The organism is Ensifer sp. ENS11, assembly GCF_014851895.1.
Taxonomy (GTDB): Bacteria; Pseudomonadota; Alphaproteobacteria; order Rhizobiales; family Rhizobiaceae; genus Ensifer; species Ensifer canadensis.
Genome location: NZ_JACVAN010000008.1, coordinates 188,433 through 203,570, shown reverse-complemented (window position 1 = coordinate 203,570; position 15,138 = coordinate 188,433). Strand labels below are relative to the sequence as shown.

Sequence of the window (15,138 nt, the reverse complement as noted above, 5' to 3'; positions counted from 1 at the left end):
CCCGAAAATCAATGGAAACGACGGCTGCTTAGCCGCCGGAGGCGGTGTCCCCGCCGCTCGCAAAAAGGGATAATCGCTTCGAAAAACAGGATCAAGAAAAATATGAGATTTTTACTCATCTTTTCTTGATGCAGCTGATCGTGCTACAGCGCCGCGCGTCTTATTAGACGCGCGGCGCTGTAGCACTTTGAATTGCTGCATGTTTTTATCCTTAAATCGAATAGGATTTAAGGAAACACGCAGTAGAGCGTTGCCGCTCTAAATATCGAAATGCGCGATCACCGGCACATGGTCCGACGGCCGCTCCCAGCCGCGCGCTTCCCGCAGGATATCCACCTGCGTCAGCTTCGGCGCGAGGTCGGCCGACGACCAGATGTGGTCGAGGCGTCGGCCGCGGTCGGCCGCTTCCCAATCCTTCGCGCGGTAGCTCCACCAGGTATAGAGCTTGGTCGGCGCCGGCGCATGCTGGCGCATCAGGTCGACCCAGGCGCCGCCGTTCATCACCGTGTTGAGGCCCTCGGTTTCGATCGGCGTATGGCTGACGATCTTCAGGAGTTGCTTGTGCGACCAGACGTCGTCCTCGAGCGGCGCGATGTTGAGGTCGCCGACGAGGATGGAGGAGATGCCCGCCTCGGCTTCGGCGTGCAGCAGCTTCATCTCATCGACGAAATCGAGCTTGTGGCCGAACTTCGGGTTGATCGACCTGTCCGGTTCGTCGCCGCCGGCGGGAACGTAGAAATTGTGCAGGCGGATCTTCTTGCCGCCCGCCTCGAACACCACCGAAAGGTGGCGCGCATCGCCGACGCCGCAATAGTCGCGGCGGTCGCTAAGCTCGTGCAGGGGCAGACGCGAGATCGTCGCGACGCCGTGATAGCCCTTCTGGCCGTGCATCTCGATATGGTTGTAGCCGAGTGCCTTGAGTGGCTTTGACGGAAACTGGTCGTTCGGGCACTTGGTTTCCTGCAGGCAGAGAATGTCGGGCTGCCAGGTCTTCAGCAGATGTTCGATCAGCGGCATGCGCAGGCGAACGGAGTTGATATTCCACGTGGCGACGGAAAGGGCCATTGCTCATTCCCCATGATTGGGTAGGTCCGGGCGTTCGACGAATGGAAAGCCGGCTCAGGACGGATATGTTTTCGATGTCGGGGAGGTTTAAGCAGGTCTGGCGCGTCGGGACAAGGAATGCATGAAAAGGTCGCTGCGCACTTTGACGCGCTGCATGTTTTATCCTTAGATCGGATCCGAGGACACATGCAGTGGGCGGCCGATGTCCACAATGCCTATGCTGAGGCGGTCTTAGCCGCCCCGTTTGTTGCGAACCTCGTCGTAAGGAATCTTGAACACCTTGTCGTCGAGCGCGATGCCGGTCCGGACGTTGAAGATCATCACCGACGTGTCCTTCTTCTGCGCATCGGTGATCGTCCACTGGCGCAGGTCGTAGGTCTTCGGATCGAACATCATGGTGATGGTCGAATCGCCGAAGATCGAGCGATCCCCGAGCACGATGGTGATGAGGTCTGATTCTTCCTTGACGTCGCGCACCATCTTGCCGGTCAGGTCGATCCGCTCGCTGAGCAACAGGTTCAGCGGCGTCTTGGAGAGCGGGTAGATATCCCAGGTCTTCAGCTTCATATTGCCGATGACCACCGACTTGCCGTCGGAAATCACGCGCATCGGCGAAGGCGCCTCGTAGTTGAAGCGGATGCGGCCGGGGCGGCGGATGTAGAACTTGCCACCGGTCTGCTCGCCGCGCGGGCCGAACTGCACGAATTCGCCGGACATGGTCTTCACCGACGAGAAATGATCGGCGATCTTCTGGGCGGAGGCCGGGGCCTGGGCAAAGGCCTTGGTGACGTCAAGACCGGCGCCACCCATGCCCGCGAGCGCCGCGAGGCCGCAAACGAATACACGGCGCGACATCGCCGGATTGCTGCCCAGGGTGGTTTTCGTCTCTGTCATCACAGTCTCCTTCATTTCCTGAATCATCTGGAGCGCAAGTGCGGCACCTTCAAGGCGTTTTTCATGGCCTTCGGCGGGCCGCGCTCTCACATGACCGTTACCGGGCATGGATCATCGCCCGGGACGAAAGCCGGGTTTACCGGCCAGTGATTTCCGCTTCGGTCGGCACGAGGATTTCCCGTTTGCCGGCATGGTTTGCCGGGCCGATGATGCCTTCCTGTTCCATGCGCTCGATCAGTGAAGCGGCCCTATTATAGCCTATCCCGAGGCGACGTTGCACATAGGATGTGGAGGCCTTGCCGTCGCGCAGAACGATCGCCACCGCCTGGTCGTAGGGGTCGTCGGAATCGGCAAGATTGGACGTGCCGGCGGGGCCGCCGCCGTCATTGTCCTCGTCGTCATCTTCGGTGATCGCGTCGAGATATTGCGGTGTGCCCTGGGTCTTGAGATAGGCGACGACTTCCTCGACTTCGGTGTCGGAGACGAAGGGACCGTGGACGCGCTGGATGCGTCCGCCACCGGCCATGTAGAGCATGTCGCCCATGCCGAGCAGCTGTTCGGCACCCTGTTCGCCAAGGATGGTGCGGCTGTCGATCTTCGACGTCACCTGGAAGGAGATGCGGGTCGGGAAGTTGGCCTTGATCGTACCGGTGATGACGTCGACCGACGGGCGCTGCGTCGCCATGATCACATGAATGCCGGCAGCGCGCGCCATCTGCGCCAGCCGCTGCACCGCGCCTTCGATGTCCTTGCCGGCGACCATCATCAGGTCGGCCATTTCGTCGATGATGACGACGATATAGGGCATCGGCGACAGATCGAATTCCTCGGTCTCGTAGATCGCCTCGCCGGTCTGGCGGTCGAAGCCGGTCTGCACCGTGCGGGTGATCGCATCGCCCTTGGCCAGCGCCTGCTCGACGCGGGTGTTGAAGCCGTCGATGTTGCGCACGCCGATCTTCGACATCTTCTTGTAGCGCTCTTCCATCTCGCGCACCGTCCACTTGAGCGCGACGACCGCCTTCTTCGGGTCGGTCACGACGGGCGAAAGCAGGTGCGGGATGCCGTCATAGACGGAGAGTTCGAGCATCTTCGGGTCGATCATGATCAGGCGGCACTGGTCGGGACGCAGGCGGTAGAGCAGCGACAGGATCATGGTGTTGATCGCCACTGACTTGCCCGAGCCGGTGGTGCCGGCGACGAGCAGATGCGGCATCTTGGCGAGATCGGCGACCACCGGTTCGCCGCCGATGGTCTTACCGAGCGCCATGGCCAGGCGCGCCTTGCTGGTCTCGAAGTCGCGCGAGCCGATCAGTTCGCGCAGATAAACGGTTTCGCGGCGCTGGTTGGGCAATTCGATGCCGATGGCGTTGCGGCCCGGCACGACGGCGACGCGGGCAGCAATGGCGCTCATCGAGCGGGCGATGTCGTCGGCAAGGCCGATGACCCGGGAGGATTTGATGCCCGGCGCCGGCTCCAGTTCATAAAGGGTAACGACCGGGCCCGGGCGGACGTGGATGATCTCACCCTTGACGCCGAAGTCCTCAAGCACACCTTCGAGCATGCGGGCGTTCTGCTCCAGCGCGTCGGCGGAGAGCGAAGCGTCGCGGGTGACGTTCTTCGGCTCGGCGAGGAAATGCATTGGCGGCAGCGCGAAATCGCCGTCATCGTCCTCGACGAAGGAGCGCTGCGCCTCGCGCTCGAGCCGCTGGCTGGTCTTCGGGCGAGGCGGCGGGGTGGCAACACGCGAGCCGGCCTTCGGCAGACCCTGCTTCGGCGGTGCTGCTTTCGGCGCCCAGTCGGCTGCTGCGTCAAGATCGTCGTCCTCGTCATCGGACAGAATGCCGGCGGGGCGGCGCTCGTCCATGTCGAAGGGCATGTCGTCATCGTCATCAGCCATGATCGGCGGTGGCGTGACGATGCGGCGCTCGGAACGGTCGAGCGAAGGTTCGATGCGGTCGCCGGCCATCGGCTTCGGCCGGACCGGCTCGTTCAGCGTGCCGAATTCGTCATTGTTGAAATCGTAGGGCTCATCGTACTGGCGCTTCGTCGGCGTGCGGGTACCGCTCATGCCGAAGATGCGGCGGACGCGTGCCTGCACGGTGTAGCGCAAGTGGGCGAAAGAGCCCATCAGCAGGGTGAAGGGGCCTTCGCTGTCGTCTTCGTCCAGTTCGTCGCGCACGGTGCGCGCCTTGCTCGGCGTCGGCGCCTCGATCTCGTCTTCGTCCTCCTCCTCGCCGACACCGATCAGGCCGGCGCTGTAGATCAGGCACCAGGCGGCAGGAGCGGCGAAGATGCAGGCAAGCACGGTAGCGAAGGTGCCGGTCGGGAAGGCGCCGGTGAACAGCGCGGGAAACCGCAGGATCATGTCGCCGAAGACGCCGCCGAGGCCGTTGGGCAGCGGCCAGGTGATCGGCGCCGGGACGCAGCTCAAGGCCGCGCCTGCAAGCACCGATCCGACGAACCAGAGGCCGAGGCGCTTGAAGATCTTGTCGAAGCGCTTGCCGCCGATCAGCACCAGCGCCCAGGCAACGGCCGGAAGCAGGGCGACGACGCTTGCAAGCCCGAAAAACTGCATGAAGATGTCGGCAAAGGCCGCGCCGGCATAACCGAGCACGTTGGTCGGCTCGTCGGAGGTGGCGTAGGAGAAGCTCGGGTCGGCAACGTTCCATGTCGATAGCGCCGCGATTGCCAGCGCCAGTGCGCCAAACAGCGCAAAGCCCGCCAGCGACGCGATCTGTCGCCATACGAATGTGGTTAGCACGAACCGGTTGGAACGGCTGTCAAGCGTTGCCGGATTGCTTCTGCTCATGTTGCCTGCTGCCCGTCTCGATCTTCAAGACACATTGCGTGCCATGGAATCAACCTAAGCGAAGCACGGTTAATGCGACATTAACCATGCGTGTATGCCGCTAAAATACCGGTGGGCGAGGCGTGCAATCCGCATGAAAGGGAAAAAAAGCCCGGATCAGTCGATCCGGGCCAAAGGCGATCCGTATCAGACGGACCGCGACGGGACGTTGAGCGGCGCCTGTTGACGGCGCCGCGATTGGCTTAGCTGTGGTAGGCGGCTTCGCCGTGGGACGAGAGGTCGAGACCTTCGCGTTCGGCTTCGACCGAGACCCGGAGCCCGACGATCGCGTCGACCACCTTGTAGAGGATGGCCGAGACCACGCCGCACCAGATGATGGTGATGGCGACGGCGGTGAGCTGGGTCATGAACTGGCCGCCCATGGTGACGCCGTCGGCATAGCCGATGCCGCCGAGCGATGACGATGCGAAGATGCCGGTCGCCAGCGCACCGAAGAAGCCGCCGACGCCGTGAACGCCGAAGACGTCAGCGGTGTCGTCGTAGCCGAACTTGTTCTTCACCACCGAGACGAAGAAGTAGCACAGCGGCGAAACGATCAGGCCCATGACGATCGCGCCCATCGGGCCGGCGATGCCGGCGGCAGGCGTAATGGCGACGAGGCCGGCGATCATGCCCGAGGCTGCACCGAGCATCGAGGCCTTGCCGCGGGTGAAGGTTTCGACGACCGACCAGGAAAGGATGGCTGCTGCGGTCGCGAGGAAGGTGTTGACGGTTGCGAGCATCGCGCCGCCTGATGCCTCGAGGTTGGAGCCGGCGTTGAAACCGAACCAGCCGAACCACAGCATCGCTGCGCCGACGAGCGTCAGCGTCATCGAATGCGGTGCCATCATGTCCTTGCCGAAACCGGTGCGCTTGCCGACCATGATCGCGCCGATGAGGCCCGCAACACCGGCATTGATGTGCACGACGGTGCCGCCGGCGAAGTCGAGGGCGCCCATGCCGAAGAGCAGGCCGTTGCCGTCCCAGACCATGTGGGCGATCGGGAAGTAGACGAAGGTTGCCCAGAGGACGGAGAAGAGCACGGCCGCCGAGAATTTGATGCGCTCGGCAAAGGCGCCGATGATGAGGGCCGGCGTCAGCGCTGCAAACGTCATCTGGAACAGCATGAAGATGTATTCCGGAATGACCACGCCTTGGGAGAAGGTGGCCGACGTGCTGTCAACCGAGACGCCTGCGAGGAACATCTTGGCGAAGCCGCCGAAATAGGGGTTGGTCGAGCCGCCGAAGGCGAACGAATAGCCATAGACGACCCAGACGATCATCATCGTTGCGCCGATGACGGTGCACTGCATCAGGACCGACAGCATGTTCTTGGCGCGAACGAGGCCGCCGTAGAACAGCGCGAGGCCTGGGATCAGCATGAAGAAGACGAGCAGCGTGGAGATGAACATGAAGGCCGTGTCGGCCTTGTCGGGAACGGGTGCTGCGGTGGTGGCAGCGGCGGCTGCCGGTGCGGCTTCCTGGGCAAAGGCGACGACCGGTGCAAGAAGGGCGGCAGAGGCTGCGCCGATCCTGACCAGAGAGGTGGAAAGTTTGCTTGACGACATCGAGTAGTGCTCCCTGAACGGCGTGGCTTACAACGCTTCTGAATCGGTTTCGCCGGTGCGGATGCGCACGGCATGGTCAATGGAGTAGACAAAGATCTTGCCGTCGCCGATCTGGCCGGTCTTGGCGGCAACGGCGATCGCTTCCACGGCCTTGTCGACGACCTCCGAGGCGACCGCGATCTCGATCTTCAGCTTTGGCAGGAAGCTCACGGCGTATTCGGTGCCGCGATAGATTTCAGTATGTCCCTTCTGGCGGCCGTAGCCTTTAACCTCGGTTACGGTCAGGCCCTGGATGCCAACAGCAGTGAGGGCTTCGCGAACCTCATCGAGCTTGAACGGCTTGATAATGGCCATCACAATTTTCATCGGTTTCCCATCCTTGTTCGCCTCCGGTCGGAGGCCATCTCTCCTTGCTGCGGAACGCTGAAAGCGCCGTGCAACCGGACAGCTACATTCAAGGGGCGTGCCAGATTCGTCGTGGCACGCTAAACCTATGAAAAGGCATGGGAAAATTATCACGCACAGCGACGGTGCCGCGACGCGCTAAAAAATCGTCACTTTAGAAGATTAAAAAATAGGCAGAAAAGAATAAGTGCCCTATTCCTGTTCAGCTGCCTTTTTCCGGATCAGGCCTTCCTGCGCCACCGAGGCAATCAGCACGCCGGAACGGTCAAAAAGGCTGCCGCGGGTCATGCCGCGGGCACCATGGGCACTGGGGCTGTCCTGGGTATAGAGCAGCCAGTCGTCCATCTTGCAGGGGCGATGGAACCACATGGCGTGATCGAGGCTTGCAACCTGCAGGTTGCGATCGAACACCGACGTGCCATGGGCATAGAGCGACGTGTCGAGCAGCGTCATGTCCGAGAGGTAGGCAAGCACGGCCGCCTGCAGGTGGCGCTCGTCGGGCACATGGCCGACGGCCTTGACCCAGACGTCCTGGGTCGGCTTACCATCGTTGCGGGCGAAATAGTGGGTGAGCGAGACCGGCCGGATCTCGATCGGCCGTGGCCGCTCCCAGTAGCGGCGGATCGCTTCGGGGGCGTGCGCCAGGAACTTGTCCTTCAGCTCCTGCTCGCCCGGCAGGGTTTCCGGCATCGCCACGTTGGGGATGTCGATCTGATGTTCGAAGCCGTCCTCGTCATATTGGAACGACGCCGACATTGAGAAGATCGCCTTGCCGTGCTGGATGGCGACGACACGCCGCGTGGCGAAGCTCGAGCCGTCGCGGATGCGGTCCACCTCGTAGATGATCGGCACGGACGGATCGCCTGGGCGCATGAAATAGGCGTGCAGCGAGTGCACGTAGCGGCCTTCGTCGACAGTGCGCTGGGCTGCGACCAGCGCCTGCCCGATCACCTGGCCGCCGAACACGCGCTGCCAGCCGACCTGGGGACTGCGGCCACGGAACAGGTTCTCCTCGAGCTTTTCGAGGTCGAGTGTGGCAAGCAGCGCATCCATGGGCGTTGCGGTCTCAGTGGGGCGCGACATTTCGGCTGTCTCCGATGGTAGGAACGGCGATGGCATTGATCTATATAGGCATGAAACGATGCTCAAGTGCGACGGGAGAAAGCGGATGATCGATGTGTTGATTGCCGGTGGCGGCTATGTCGGCCTTTCGCTCGCGGTATCGCTGAAGAAGGCGGCACCGCATCTCGAAGTTTCCGTCATAGACGGTGCGCCGGAAGGCGCCTGGAAGCGCGACGAGCGCGCCTCTGCCGTCGCCTCGGCAGCTGAGCGCATGCTCGATGTTCTCGGCGTGTGGCAGGCGATTGTGCCGGAGGCCGAGCCGATCCGGCGCATGGTCATCACCGATTCGAAGACATCCGATCCGGTGCGCCCGGTTTTCCTCACCTTCGACGGCGAGGGGGAGGAGGGGCGGCCCTTTGCCCATATGGTGCCGAACACGGCCATGGTCGGCGCGCTGCGCGCCGCCTGCGAGGAGTTTGGTGTAACCGTGCGGCAGTCGACCATGGTCGAAACCTTCGAGAGCGGCGATCATGCGGTTGCGGTGACGCTTACCGGCGGCGAGCAGTTGGAGGCCCGTCTGCTGGTTGCCTGCGATGGCGTGCGCTCGAAGCTGCGCGATGCGGCCGGCATCAAGACGGTCGAATTCGACTATGGCCAGTCGGGCATCGTTACCACCGTCGAGCATGAGCGCCCGCACGAAGGCACGGCCGAGGAGCATTTCCTGCCGGCCGGCCCCTTTGCCACCCTGCCGCTCAAGAACAATCGCTCGTCGCTGGTGTGGACCGAGCGCACTGCGGACGCGGAGCGCCTGGTCAAGGGCGACGATTTCCTCTTCGAAGAAGAGCTGGAGCGCCGCTTCGGCCACAGGCTTGGCCATCTCAAGGTTGTCGGCGGCCGTCGCGCCTTTCCGCTCGGCCTGACCCTTGCGCGCGATTTCGTAAAACCGCGGTTTGCGCTTGCGGGCGATGCCGCCCACGGGATCCACCCGATCTCCGGCCAGGGCCTCAATCTCGGCTTCAAGGACGTGGCGGCGCTGGCCGAGACGATCGTCGAGGCGGATCGTCTCGGGCTCGATATCGGTTCGCTTGCTATCCTCGAGCGCTACCAGAGCTGGCGCCGGTTCGACACCTTCCGCATGGGGGTGACCACGGATGTGCTCAACCGACTGTTTTCGAACGACATTACACCCGTCAGGATCGCCCGCGACTTCGGTCTCGGTCTTGTCGATCGGCTGCCGTCCCTCAAAAGCTTCTTCATCCGCCAGGCGGCCGGCGTTGCCGGCGACGCGGACCCGCGGCTGCTTTCCGGCCAGCCGATCTGAGGGGTCAGAAGATGGTGAGATTCTCGATCCGGTAGACGAAAAGCGCCCAGAGCCAGCCGGGCGCGACATCGACGACGGCAGTGAATTTGTCTTGCAGATCCTGGTACGACAACAGCAATGTCATGCCGATCGCGATCGTCCACGTGAAGCAGATGCGTAGATTTCTGCGGCTGAAGAACTCGTAAAATCCGTCCTCGTCGTATTCGGTCCCGGCGACCATGTCCCAGAAACCGTAGTTCGCACTCAGCATGTCGTCGATGGCGTGATTGCGCCAGAACTGGCCGGGCGCGGCATTGAAGCGATCGGGAATGAAATTGAACGACGAGCGGAAGACATGGACCGCCGCGCCAAGCGCGGTCAGAGTCACGATCGCGACGACGTAGTGCCAGATGTTCATCGTGTCCCGCCGAGCTACCGATAGTCCAGGCAACTTACGGGCTATTCCTTGACTGATCGTCAAAGGATGTGGGATCGGCCGCTGGCGTCAGTCCTCGATCTTGCGTGCCTCGGAGATCAGCATGATCGGCACACCGTCGCGGATGGGATAGGCGAGCCGTGCCTTTTCCGAGATCAACTCATTGGCTTCGGCGCGATAGCTGAGCCGGCCCTTGGTCAACGGGCAGACGAGCAGTTCGAGCAGTTTCGGATCGACCTTGCTGGCGTTGACGTCCATGACCCCTCGCTTACTGCAGAATGTTGTCGACATCGCCGAAATTGCGCGCAAGCACGATCTCGGTAATGGCAATCAGCGTCTCGGCGCGGGTCTTGAGGTCGGGGGCCTCCAGCAGCGCCTGTTTTTCTGCCGGTCCGTAGGGCGACATCATCGCCATGGAGTTGACCAGCGTGCGGTTGCTGGCGCGCTCGACACTCTCCCAGTCGGCCTTCAGCTTGTTGGCCTCCAGATAGGCCCTGAAGGCTGCCAGCAGCGCCGAGCGATCGACAAGGCTTTCATCGTCGCGATTTTCGAGATCGGCCGTGAAGGGCCCGATACGGAAGCGGCGATAGCCGCGTGTGCCGGCCACCTCGTTAAACAGTCGGTAGCGGCATACGCCGGTCAGCGAGGTGATGTAGCGGCCGTCGCCGGTTTCGGCAAAGGAGGTGATGCGGCCGATGCAGCCGACCTCGCAGAGCGCGGGCACCGGCCCGACGCCGATGTCGTTGCGGCCTTCGCAGAAGGAGGGCTGGACAATCCCGACCAGCCGATTGCCGGAAAGAGCGTCGTCGAGCATCGCCAGGTAGCGTGGCTCGAAGATGTTGAGCGGCAGCTGGGCACCCGGGAGCAGCAGCGCACCGGTCAGCGGAAACACCGGAATGATCTCCGGCAAGTCCTGCGGACCAAGATAACGTGCATTTCCGACATGCATTCCAATTGACCTTGCAGATGTCCGGTTCTGCCCCGCCACGCCCATAGGCATAGCCAACCAGATCAAGAAATGGTGCGCCCTTCGAAAATCTCAAGGGAAAAACGCACCGATCTTGCTGCTCTGCTCAGGAAAAGAGGATCGACGACAGCTTGCGGCGGGCGGCGATCGTCGCCGGGTCTTTCGGGCCCCAGACTTCGAAGAACGAGACGAGCTCGCGCCGTGCGCCATCGTCGTCGAAAGCCCGGTCGCGCTTCATGACCGTCAGCAGGTGGTCGGCCGCGCCATTGCGGTCGCCTTCCACGTTGCGGATCTTGGCGAGCATCATGCGCGCCTCATGGTCGTCAGGGTTTGCCGCCAACCGCTGTTCCAGGGCGTTCGGATCGCCGAGCTTGCGGGCTTCTTCGATCTGGTCAAGCTTCTTGGCGATCGCGCTGATGCCGGCATCCTTGGCAAGATCTTCCGGCAGGCTCGTAAGCGCTTCGCGCGCTTCGGCGATCTGGCCAAGCGTGATCATGCAATCGACCATGCCGGCAATAGCCACCACATTCTCCGGGTCTGCCTGCAGCACGGCGCCGAAGAGCCCGGCGGCGTTCTCGGCATCGCCCGCTTCGAGCAACCCCTTGGCGTCGGCAAGTGCTGCCTCGATCTCGGCCTTGCTGTCGTCGACGGCGGGGCCGGCGATCTTTTCGATGAATTGCTTGATCTGGCTTTCAGGCACGGCACCCATGAAACCGTCGACCGGTCGCCCACCGACGAAGGCGATGACGGCGGGGATCGACTGGATGCCGAGCTGGCCGGCGATCGACGGATGGTCGTCGATGTTCATCTTGACGAGCTTCACGCGGCCGGCGGCTTCCGTCACGACCTTTTCGATCACGGGGGTCAGCTGCTTGCATGGTCCGCACCAGGGCGCCCAGAAATCGACGAGAACAGGCTGCTGGCGCGAGGCGTCCAGCACGTCCTTGCTGAAGTTGGCGGTCGTCGTTTCCTTGATCAGGTCGCCGCCCGGTGCGGCGGCCGCGGCCGGCTGGCCGCCGAAGGAAGCCGAAGCGGTCATCTGGTTGCCGAAGGACCCTGCATAGGGATTGTCGTTGCCCGTCATTCTTCTCTCCTCGCCGGCTCGTGATCCGGCTTCCTGCATTCGCGCCAAAGATCGTATGTCAGGCTGTCACTTTCAAGACAAGCGGTTCATGTCCCGTCGCTTCCATGAAGCGCAACAGGTCGTTCGAGCCGATCGAGGTCGTCGCGTCGTTGGAAAGCGGGTGGCAGTTGATCACATCGAACTTCATCAATTCCTCGTCGATGATCACCTTGACGTTGCCGCCGGTGTCGTTGATGGCGCCGAGTGCGGTCACCGCTCCCGGGATGACGCCGAGATATTCCATCAGCTTCTCCGGCTTGCCGAAGGAAACCTTGCTCGCAGCACCGATGACCTGGTGTACCGTCTTCAGATCCACGGTCGCGTGTTCCTCTACGGTCAAAAGGAAGTAGTTGTCCTTCTTGTCCTTCACGAACAGGTTCTTGGTGTGACCGCCGGGGATTTCGTCGCGCAATGCCACCGATTCGGCCACGGTGAACACCGGCTCGTGTTTTTTGGTGCTGTGTTCGATGCCGAGGTCGTCGAGAAAGCGGAAAAGTTCGTCCGCGGTCTTCGGCTGCGCTTCGTTCATGAGGGTGATTCTCCTGCCGCTCCGTTTTTTTCCAGTCTGCTTTAGGGGAGAACGGCCGCGGCGTGCAATCTCAGAGACGGCGGCGCGGCGCGAAAACGCGGCATTTGCGGGCTTCCCGGGGAGGCTTCCAAAAAATATTCGCTTTCTCGACATTTCCCTGTTGCATTCCAAAATCGCTTAGGCCATATAGCGCCCGTCGCCGCAAGACAGCGCGGCACCCACGGTCCACCGACTACCCCCGGACCGAGGTAATGAGCGGGTGTAGCTCAGGGGTAGAGCACAACCTTGCCAAGGTTGGGGTCGGGCGTTCGAATCGCCTCACCCGCTCCAATTTTCCCAACCATTTTACTTGTAAATGCTTTTGGCTTCGGCCAATGCATTCGCCCCGGGCGAAACGCAGCAGCCGTCTTGTCTCTGCTGTCAGCGCCGATGCGCTCGCCTGTCAGCTCTTCATGAAGACATAGTCGGTTTCCTGGCGGCGGAGTTCGCCGGGGCGCAGAACCGCGTTCGGAAAGCCCTCGTGATTGACCGCGTCCGGCCACACCTGGGTTTCAAGGCAGAAACCGGCAAAGGCGCCGTAGCGGCGTCCTTCGAGGCCGGGCACCGGCACGTCGAGCTTGAAGCCGGTATAGAGCTGGACGCCAGCCTCGGTCGTCAGCACTTCCATCGTCACGCCGGAATTGAGGCTGCGGGCAAAGGCGACTGAGTGTTTTGCCATGCGCTCCGGCGAAAGGCAGAAATTGTGGTCGTAGGCGATGCGTTCGCCCTCGGTCTGGCGCTTGAGCGAGGTCATTTCCCTGAGATCGAAGGCGGTGCCTTCGACCGGGCGGATTTCGCCCGTCGGGACCTGGAACTCGTTGGTCGGCAGATAATGGTCGGCGGCGATCATGATGTCGTGGCCAAGCGCGTCCGTGCCGCCATCGAGATTGAAATAGCTGTGCTGGCAGACATTGGCGAGTGTCGGCCGATCGGTCTCCGTCTCGTAGACGACACTGAGCACGCCGCCGGCTTTGAGCTGGTAGGTGCAGCGGATCTGGCAGCTGCCGGGATAGCCGGCGCGGCCGTCCGGGTCGGTGATCGCCAACGTGACGCTGTCCGGTGTGTGGCTGACGATCGTCCAGTTGCGCTTGCCGATGTTGTCGCTGCCGCCATGCAGGTGGGTCACACCTTTTTCATTGCATTCGAGCTGGTAGGTTTTGCCGTCGAGCGTGAAGCGACCGTCGCCAATACGGTTGGCGCAGCGGCCGGGCGTCGCGCCAAAATAGGGGGAATGGTCGAGATAGCTTTCGAGATCGGTGAACCCGAGCACCAGCGGCGGCTCATGGCCATCCAGCCGCAGATCCTGGATCACGCTGCCCCAGGTGAGGATATAGGCAGTAAGGCCACCACCGGAGAGCACGACACGATGAACCGGCTCACCCGATGGCAGGTGTCCGAAGATTTCCGTATCCGCATGCTTGTCCATCGCCTGGCTCCCCCACAGCGCCGCGCGTCTTAGCAGACGCGCAAAGGTCGCTGTACACTCTAGAACTGCTGCATGTTGTATCCTTAAATCGGCTAGAGCGCCGTGCGTTCAGATGAACACACAAAGGACGCTCTAGCACTTTGATTCTAGAGCATCTTATCCGCTTTCAGTGATTCCACTTGAAAGCGGGATGCTCTACGATTTACGGAAACATGCAGTCCTCACGACAAGCAACCTGCGTCATTTCAGGTGGATCGGCAACCGGAAATCGAGATTTTCTGCGGTAGATTCAGCGTGATAGTTGTTTCGTCGCGTCCTGCAGTCCGGCAAGCGTCAAGGGAAACATCCGTCCGCCTACGAGGCTCCTGATCATGCCGATCGACTGAGTGTAGCCCCAATGCTGCTCGGCAACCGGATTGAGCCAGATAGACCGGGGAAAATGGGCGGCGATACGCGAGAGCCAGAGCCCGCCGGCCTCGTCGTTCCAATGCTCGACCGAACCGCCGGGGTGGCTGATCTCATAGGGGCTCATCGATGCGTCGCCGACGAAGATCGCGCGGTAGTCGCTGCCGAAGGTGCGCAGCAGCTCCGCCGTGCGGGTGATGTCGGCGCGCCGGCGGCGATTGTCCTTCCACAGGCCTTCGTAGACGCAATTGTGGAAGTAGAAGTGCTCCATGTGGCGGAATTCGCCGCGTGCCGCCGAAAACAGCTCCTCAACGATGCGGATATGGTCGTCCATCGAACCGCCGACGTCGAAGAACATCAAGAGCTTGATAGCATTGCGCCGTTCCGGCCGGGTGACGACATCGAGATAGCCGTGCTCGGCGGTGGCGCGGATCGTGCCGGAGAGGTCGAGTTCGTCGGCAGCACCCTGGCGCACCCAGCGCCTGAGCCGTTTGAGCGCCACCTTGATGTTGCGCGTGCCGAGTTCGACCGTGTCGTCGTAATCCCTGAATTCGCGCCGGTCCCACACCTTGACCGCGCGCCGGTGCCGCGAGCCGTCCTGGCCGATGCGCACACCTTCGGGATTGTAGCCATAGGCGCCGAAGGGTGAGGTGCCGGCGGTGCCGATCCATTTGGCGCCGCCCTGGTGGCGCCCTTCCTGTTCGCTGAGCCGCTGGCGCAAGGTCTCCATCAGGGTCTCGAAGCCGCCAAGGCTTTCGACCAGGCGCTTCTCTTCCTCGGTCAGATATTTTTCGGCAAGCTTGCGCAACCACTCTTCGGGGATTTCACCCTGCGCGAACTCGTCTGGCGGATTGATGGCCTCAAGGCCGGAAAAACAATGCCGGAATACGCCGTCGAAGCGGTCGATATGGCGCTCATCCTTCACCAATGCCGTGCGTGCGAGAAAATAGAACGCCTCGATATCGAAGGTGGCAATGCCCGCCTCCATGCCCTCGATCAAGGACAGGAATTCCCGGAGCGTCACCGGGATCTTCGCGGCCTTCAATTCGAGGAAGAAGGGGATGAACATCC

Annotated in this window: 14 protein-coding genes and 1 tRNA gene; 2 read left to right on the top strand and 13 right to left on the bottom strand. The window is 62.1% G+C overall.

Features of this window, described 5'->3' with window-relative positions; genetic code table 11:
* Positions 1-258: 258 nt before the first annotated feature.
* The 6 genes from IB264_RS17740 to tesB all read right to left on the bottom strand — a co-directional run bounded on the left by IB264_RS17740 (position 259) and on the right by tesB (position 7,863).
* Positions 259-1,065: an exodeoxyribonuclease III gene (locus tag IB264_RS17740; protein ID WP_025425159.1), complete on the bottom strand. Its 807-nt coding sequence runs from the start codon at positions 1,063-1,065 to the stop codon at positions 259-261.
* A gap of 231 nt (positions 1,066-1,296) precedes the next feature.
* Positions 1,297-1,959 (bottom strand): outer membrane lipoprotein carrier protein LolA, encoded by a 663-nt coding sequence (locus IB264_RS17735; RefSeq protein WP_025425158.1) that lies wholly within the window; start codon positions 1,957-1,959, stop codon positions 1,297-1,299.
* Positions 1,960-2,095: 136 nt separating this feature from the next.
* Positions 2,096-4,768 carry a DNA translocase FtsK gene (locus tag IB264_RS17730; protein ID WP_025425157.1) on the bottom strand — a complete coding sequence of 891 codons (2,673 nt, stop codon included), beginning with the start codon at positions 4,766-4,768 and terminating at the stop codon, positions 2,096-2,098.
* Positions 4,769-5,010: 242 nt separating this feature from the next.
* Complete coding sequence (locus IB264_RS17725; protein ID WP_057210857.1) at positions 5,011-6,375, bottom strand: ammonium transporter; 1,365 nt, start codon at positions 6,373-6,375, stop codon at positions 5,011-5,013.
* A gap of 27 nt (positions 6,376-6,402) precedes the next feature.
* Entirely contained in the window at positions 6,403-6,741 is a 339-nt protein-coding gene (locus IB264_RS17720) for a P-II family nitrogen regulator (protein WP_025425156.1), read from the bottom strand.
* A gap of 231 nt (positions 6,742-6,972) precedes the next feature.
* Positions 6,973-7,863: an acyl-CoA thioesterase II gene (tesB, locus tag IB264_RS17715; protein WP_025425155.1), complete on the bottom strand. Its 891-nt coding sequence runs from the start codon at positions 7,861-7,863 to the stop codon at positions 6,973-6,975.
* An 85-nt stretch (positions 7,864-7,948) separates the two neighbouring features.
* On the opposite strand from tesB, the gene IB264_RS17710 reads away from it, so the two are divergent.
* Positions 7,949-9,163 carry a ubiquinone biosynthesis hydroxylase gene (locus tag IB264_RS17710; protein WP_057210855.1) on the top strand — a complete coding sequence of 405 codons (1,215 nt, stop codon included), beginning with the start codon at positions 7,949-7,951 and terminating at the stop codon, positions 9,161-9,163.
* Between the two features lie 4 nt (positions 9,164-9,167).
* Here the strand turns inward: IB264_RS17710 and IB264_RS17705 are convergent, their stop codons facing one another.
* From IB264_RS17705 to IB264_RS17685, 5 genes are all read right to left on the bottom strand, one after another.
* Positions 9,168-9,560: a hypothetical protein gene (locus IB264_RS17705; RefSeq protein WP_025425153.1), complete on the bottom strand. Its 393-nt coding sequence runs from the start codon at positions 9,558-9,560 to the stop codon at positions 9,168-9,170.
* An 87-nt stretch (positions 9,561-9,647) separates the two neighbouring features.
* Complete coding sequence (locus tag IB264_RS17700; protein WP_025425152.1) at positions 9,648-9,836, bottom strand: Trm112 family protein; 189 nt, start codon at positions 9,834-9,836, stop codon at positions 9,648-9,650.
* A gap of 10 nt (positions 9,837-9,846) precedes the next feature.
* Positions 9,847-10,527: an LON peptidase substrate-binding domain-containing protein gene (locus tag IB264_RS17695; RefSeq protein WP_025425151.1), complete on the bottom strand. Its 681-nt coding sequence runs from the start codon at positions 10,525-10,527 to the stop codon at positions 9,847-9,849.
* 124 nt (positions 10,528-10,651) lie between these two features.
* Positions 10,652-11,629: a thioredoxin gene (gene trxA / locus IB264_RS17690; protein ID WP_025425150.1), complete on the bottom strand. Its 978-nt coding sequence runs from the start codon at positions 11,627-11,629 to the stop codon at positions 10,652-10,654.
* 58 nt (positions 11,630-11,687) lie between these two features.
* The gene (locus IB264_RS17685) at positions 11,688-12,197 is read right to left on the bottom strand and encodes a prolyl-tRNA synthetase associated domain-containing protein (RefSeq protein ID WP_025425149.1); all 510 of its coding nucleotides are present in this window, start codon (positions 12,195-12,197) and stop codon (positions 11,688-11,690) included.
* Between the two features lie 255 nt (positions 12,198-12,452).
* Between IB264_RS17685 and IB264_RS17680 the strand changes: the two genes are divergently transcribed.
* Positions 12,453-12,527: transfer RNA gene (locus IB264_RS17680), tRNA-Gly, on the top strand.
* Between the two features lie 112 nt (positions 12,528-12,639).
* On the opposite strand, the gene IB264_RS17675 is transcribed toward IB264_RS17680, so the two are convergent.
* Both IB264_RS17675 and IB264_RS17670 read right to left on the bottom strand, forming a co-directional pair.
* The gene (locus IB264_RS17675) at positions 12,640-13,662 is read right to left on the bottom strand and encodes an aldose epimerase family protein (protein ID WP_025425148.1); all 1,023 of its coding nucleotides are present in this window, start codon (positions 13,660-13,662) and stop codon (positions 12,640-12,642) included.
* Between the two features lie 289 nt (positions 13,663-13,951).
* Positions 13,952-15,136, bottom strand: a complete 1,185-nt coding sequence (locus IB264_RS17670; RefSeq protein WP_025425147.1) for a VWA domain-containing protein — start codon at positions 15,134-15,136, stop codon at positions 13,952-13,954.
* Positions 15,137-15,138 lie beyond the last annotated feature (2 nt).

Bases quoted from the DNA above. Each gene is read 5' to 3' on its own strand.
- IB264_RS17740 (WP_025425159.1), bottom strand. From the start codon at position 1,065: ATGGCCCTTTCCGTCGCCACGTGGAATATCAACTCCGTTCGCCTGCGC.
- trxA (WP_025425150.1), bottom strand. From the start codon at position 11,629: ATGACGGGCAACGACAATCCCTATGCAGGGTCCTTCGGCAACCAGATG.
- IB264_RS17705 (WP_025425153.1), bottom strand. From the start codon at position 9,560: ATGAACATCTGGCACTACGTCGTCGCGATCGTGACTCTGACCGCGCTT.
- IB264_RS17730 (WP_025425157.1), bottom strand. From the start codon at position 4,768: ATGAGCAGAAGCAATCCGGCAACGCTTGACAGCCGTTCCAACCGGTTC.
- IB264_RS17700 (WP_025425152.1), bottom strand. From the start codon at position 9,836: ATGGACGTCAACGCCAGCAAGGTCGATCCGAAACTGCTCGAACTGCTC.
- IB264_RS17720 (WP_025425156.1), bottom strand. From the start codon at position 6,741: ATGAAAATTGTGATGGCCATTATCAAGCCGTTCAAGCTCGATGAGGTT.
- IB264_RS17685 (WP_025425149.1), bottom strand. From the start codon at position 12,197: ATGAACGAAGCGCAGCCGAAGACCGCGGACGAACTTTTCCGCTTTCTC.
- IB264_RS17670 (WP_025425147.1), bottom strand. From the start codon at position 15,136: ATGTTCATCCCCTTCTTCCTCGAATTGAAGGCCGCGAAGATCCCGGTG.
- IB264_RS17710 (WP_057210855.1), top strand. From the start codon at position 7,949: ATGATCGATGTGTTGATTGCCGGTGGCGGCTATGTCGGCCTTTCGCTC.
- tesB (WP_025425155.1), bottom strand. From the start codon at position 7,863: ATGTCGCGCCCCACTGAGACCGCAACGCCCATGGATGCGCTGCTTGCC.
- IB264_RS17735 (WP_025425158.1), bottom strand. From the start codon at position 1,959: ATGACAGAGACGAAAACCACCCTGGGCAGCAATCCGGCGATGTCGCGC.
- IB264_RS17675 (WP_025425148.1), bottom strand. From the start codon at position 13,662: ATGGACAAGCATGCGGATACGGAAATCTTCGGACACCTGCCATCGGGT.
- IB264_RS17725 (WP_057210857.1), bottom strand. From the start codon at position 6,375: ATGTCGTCAAGCAAACTTTCCACCTCTCTGGTCAGGATCGGCGCAGCC.
- IB264_RS17695 (WP_025425151.1), bottom strand. From the start codon at position 10,527: ATGCATGTCGGAAATGCACGTTATCTTGGTCCGCAGGACTTGCCGGAG.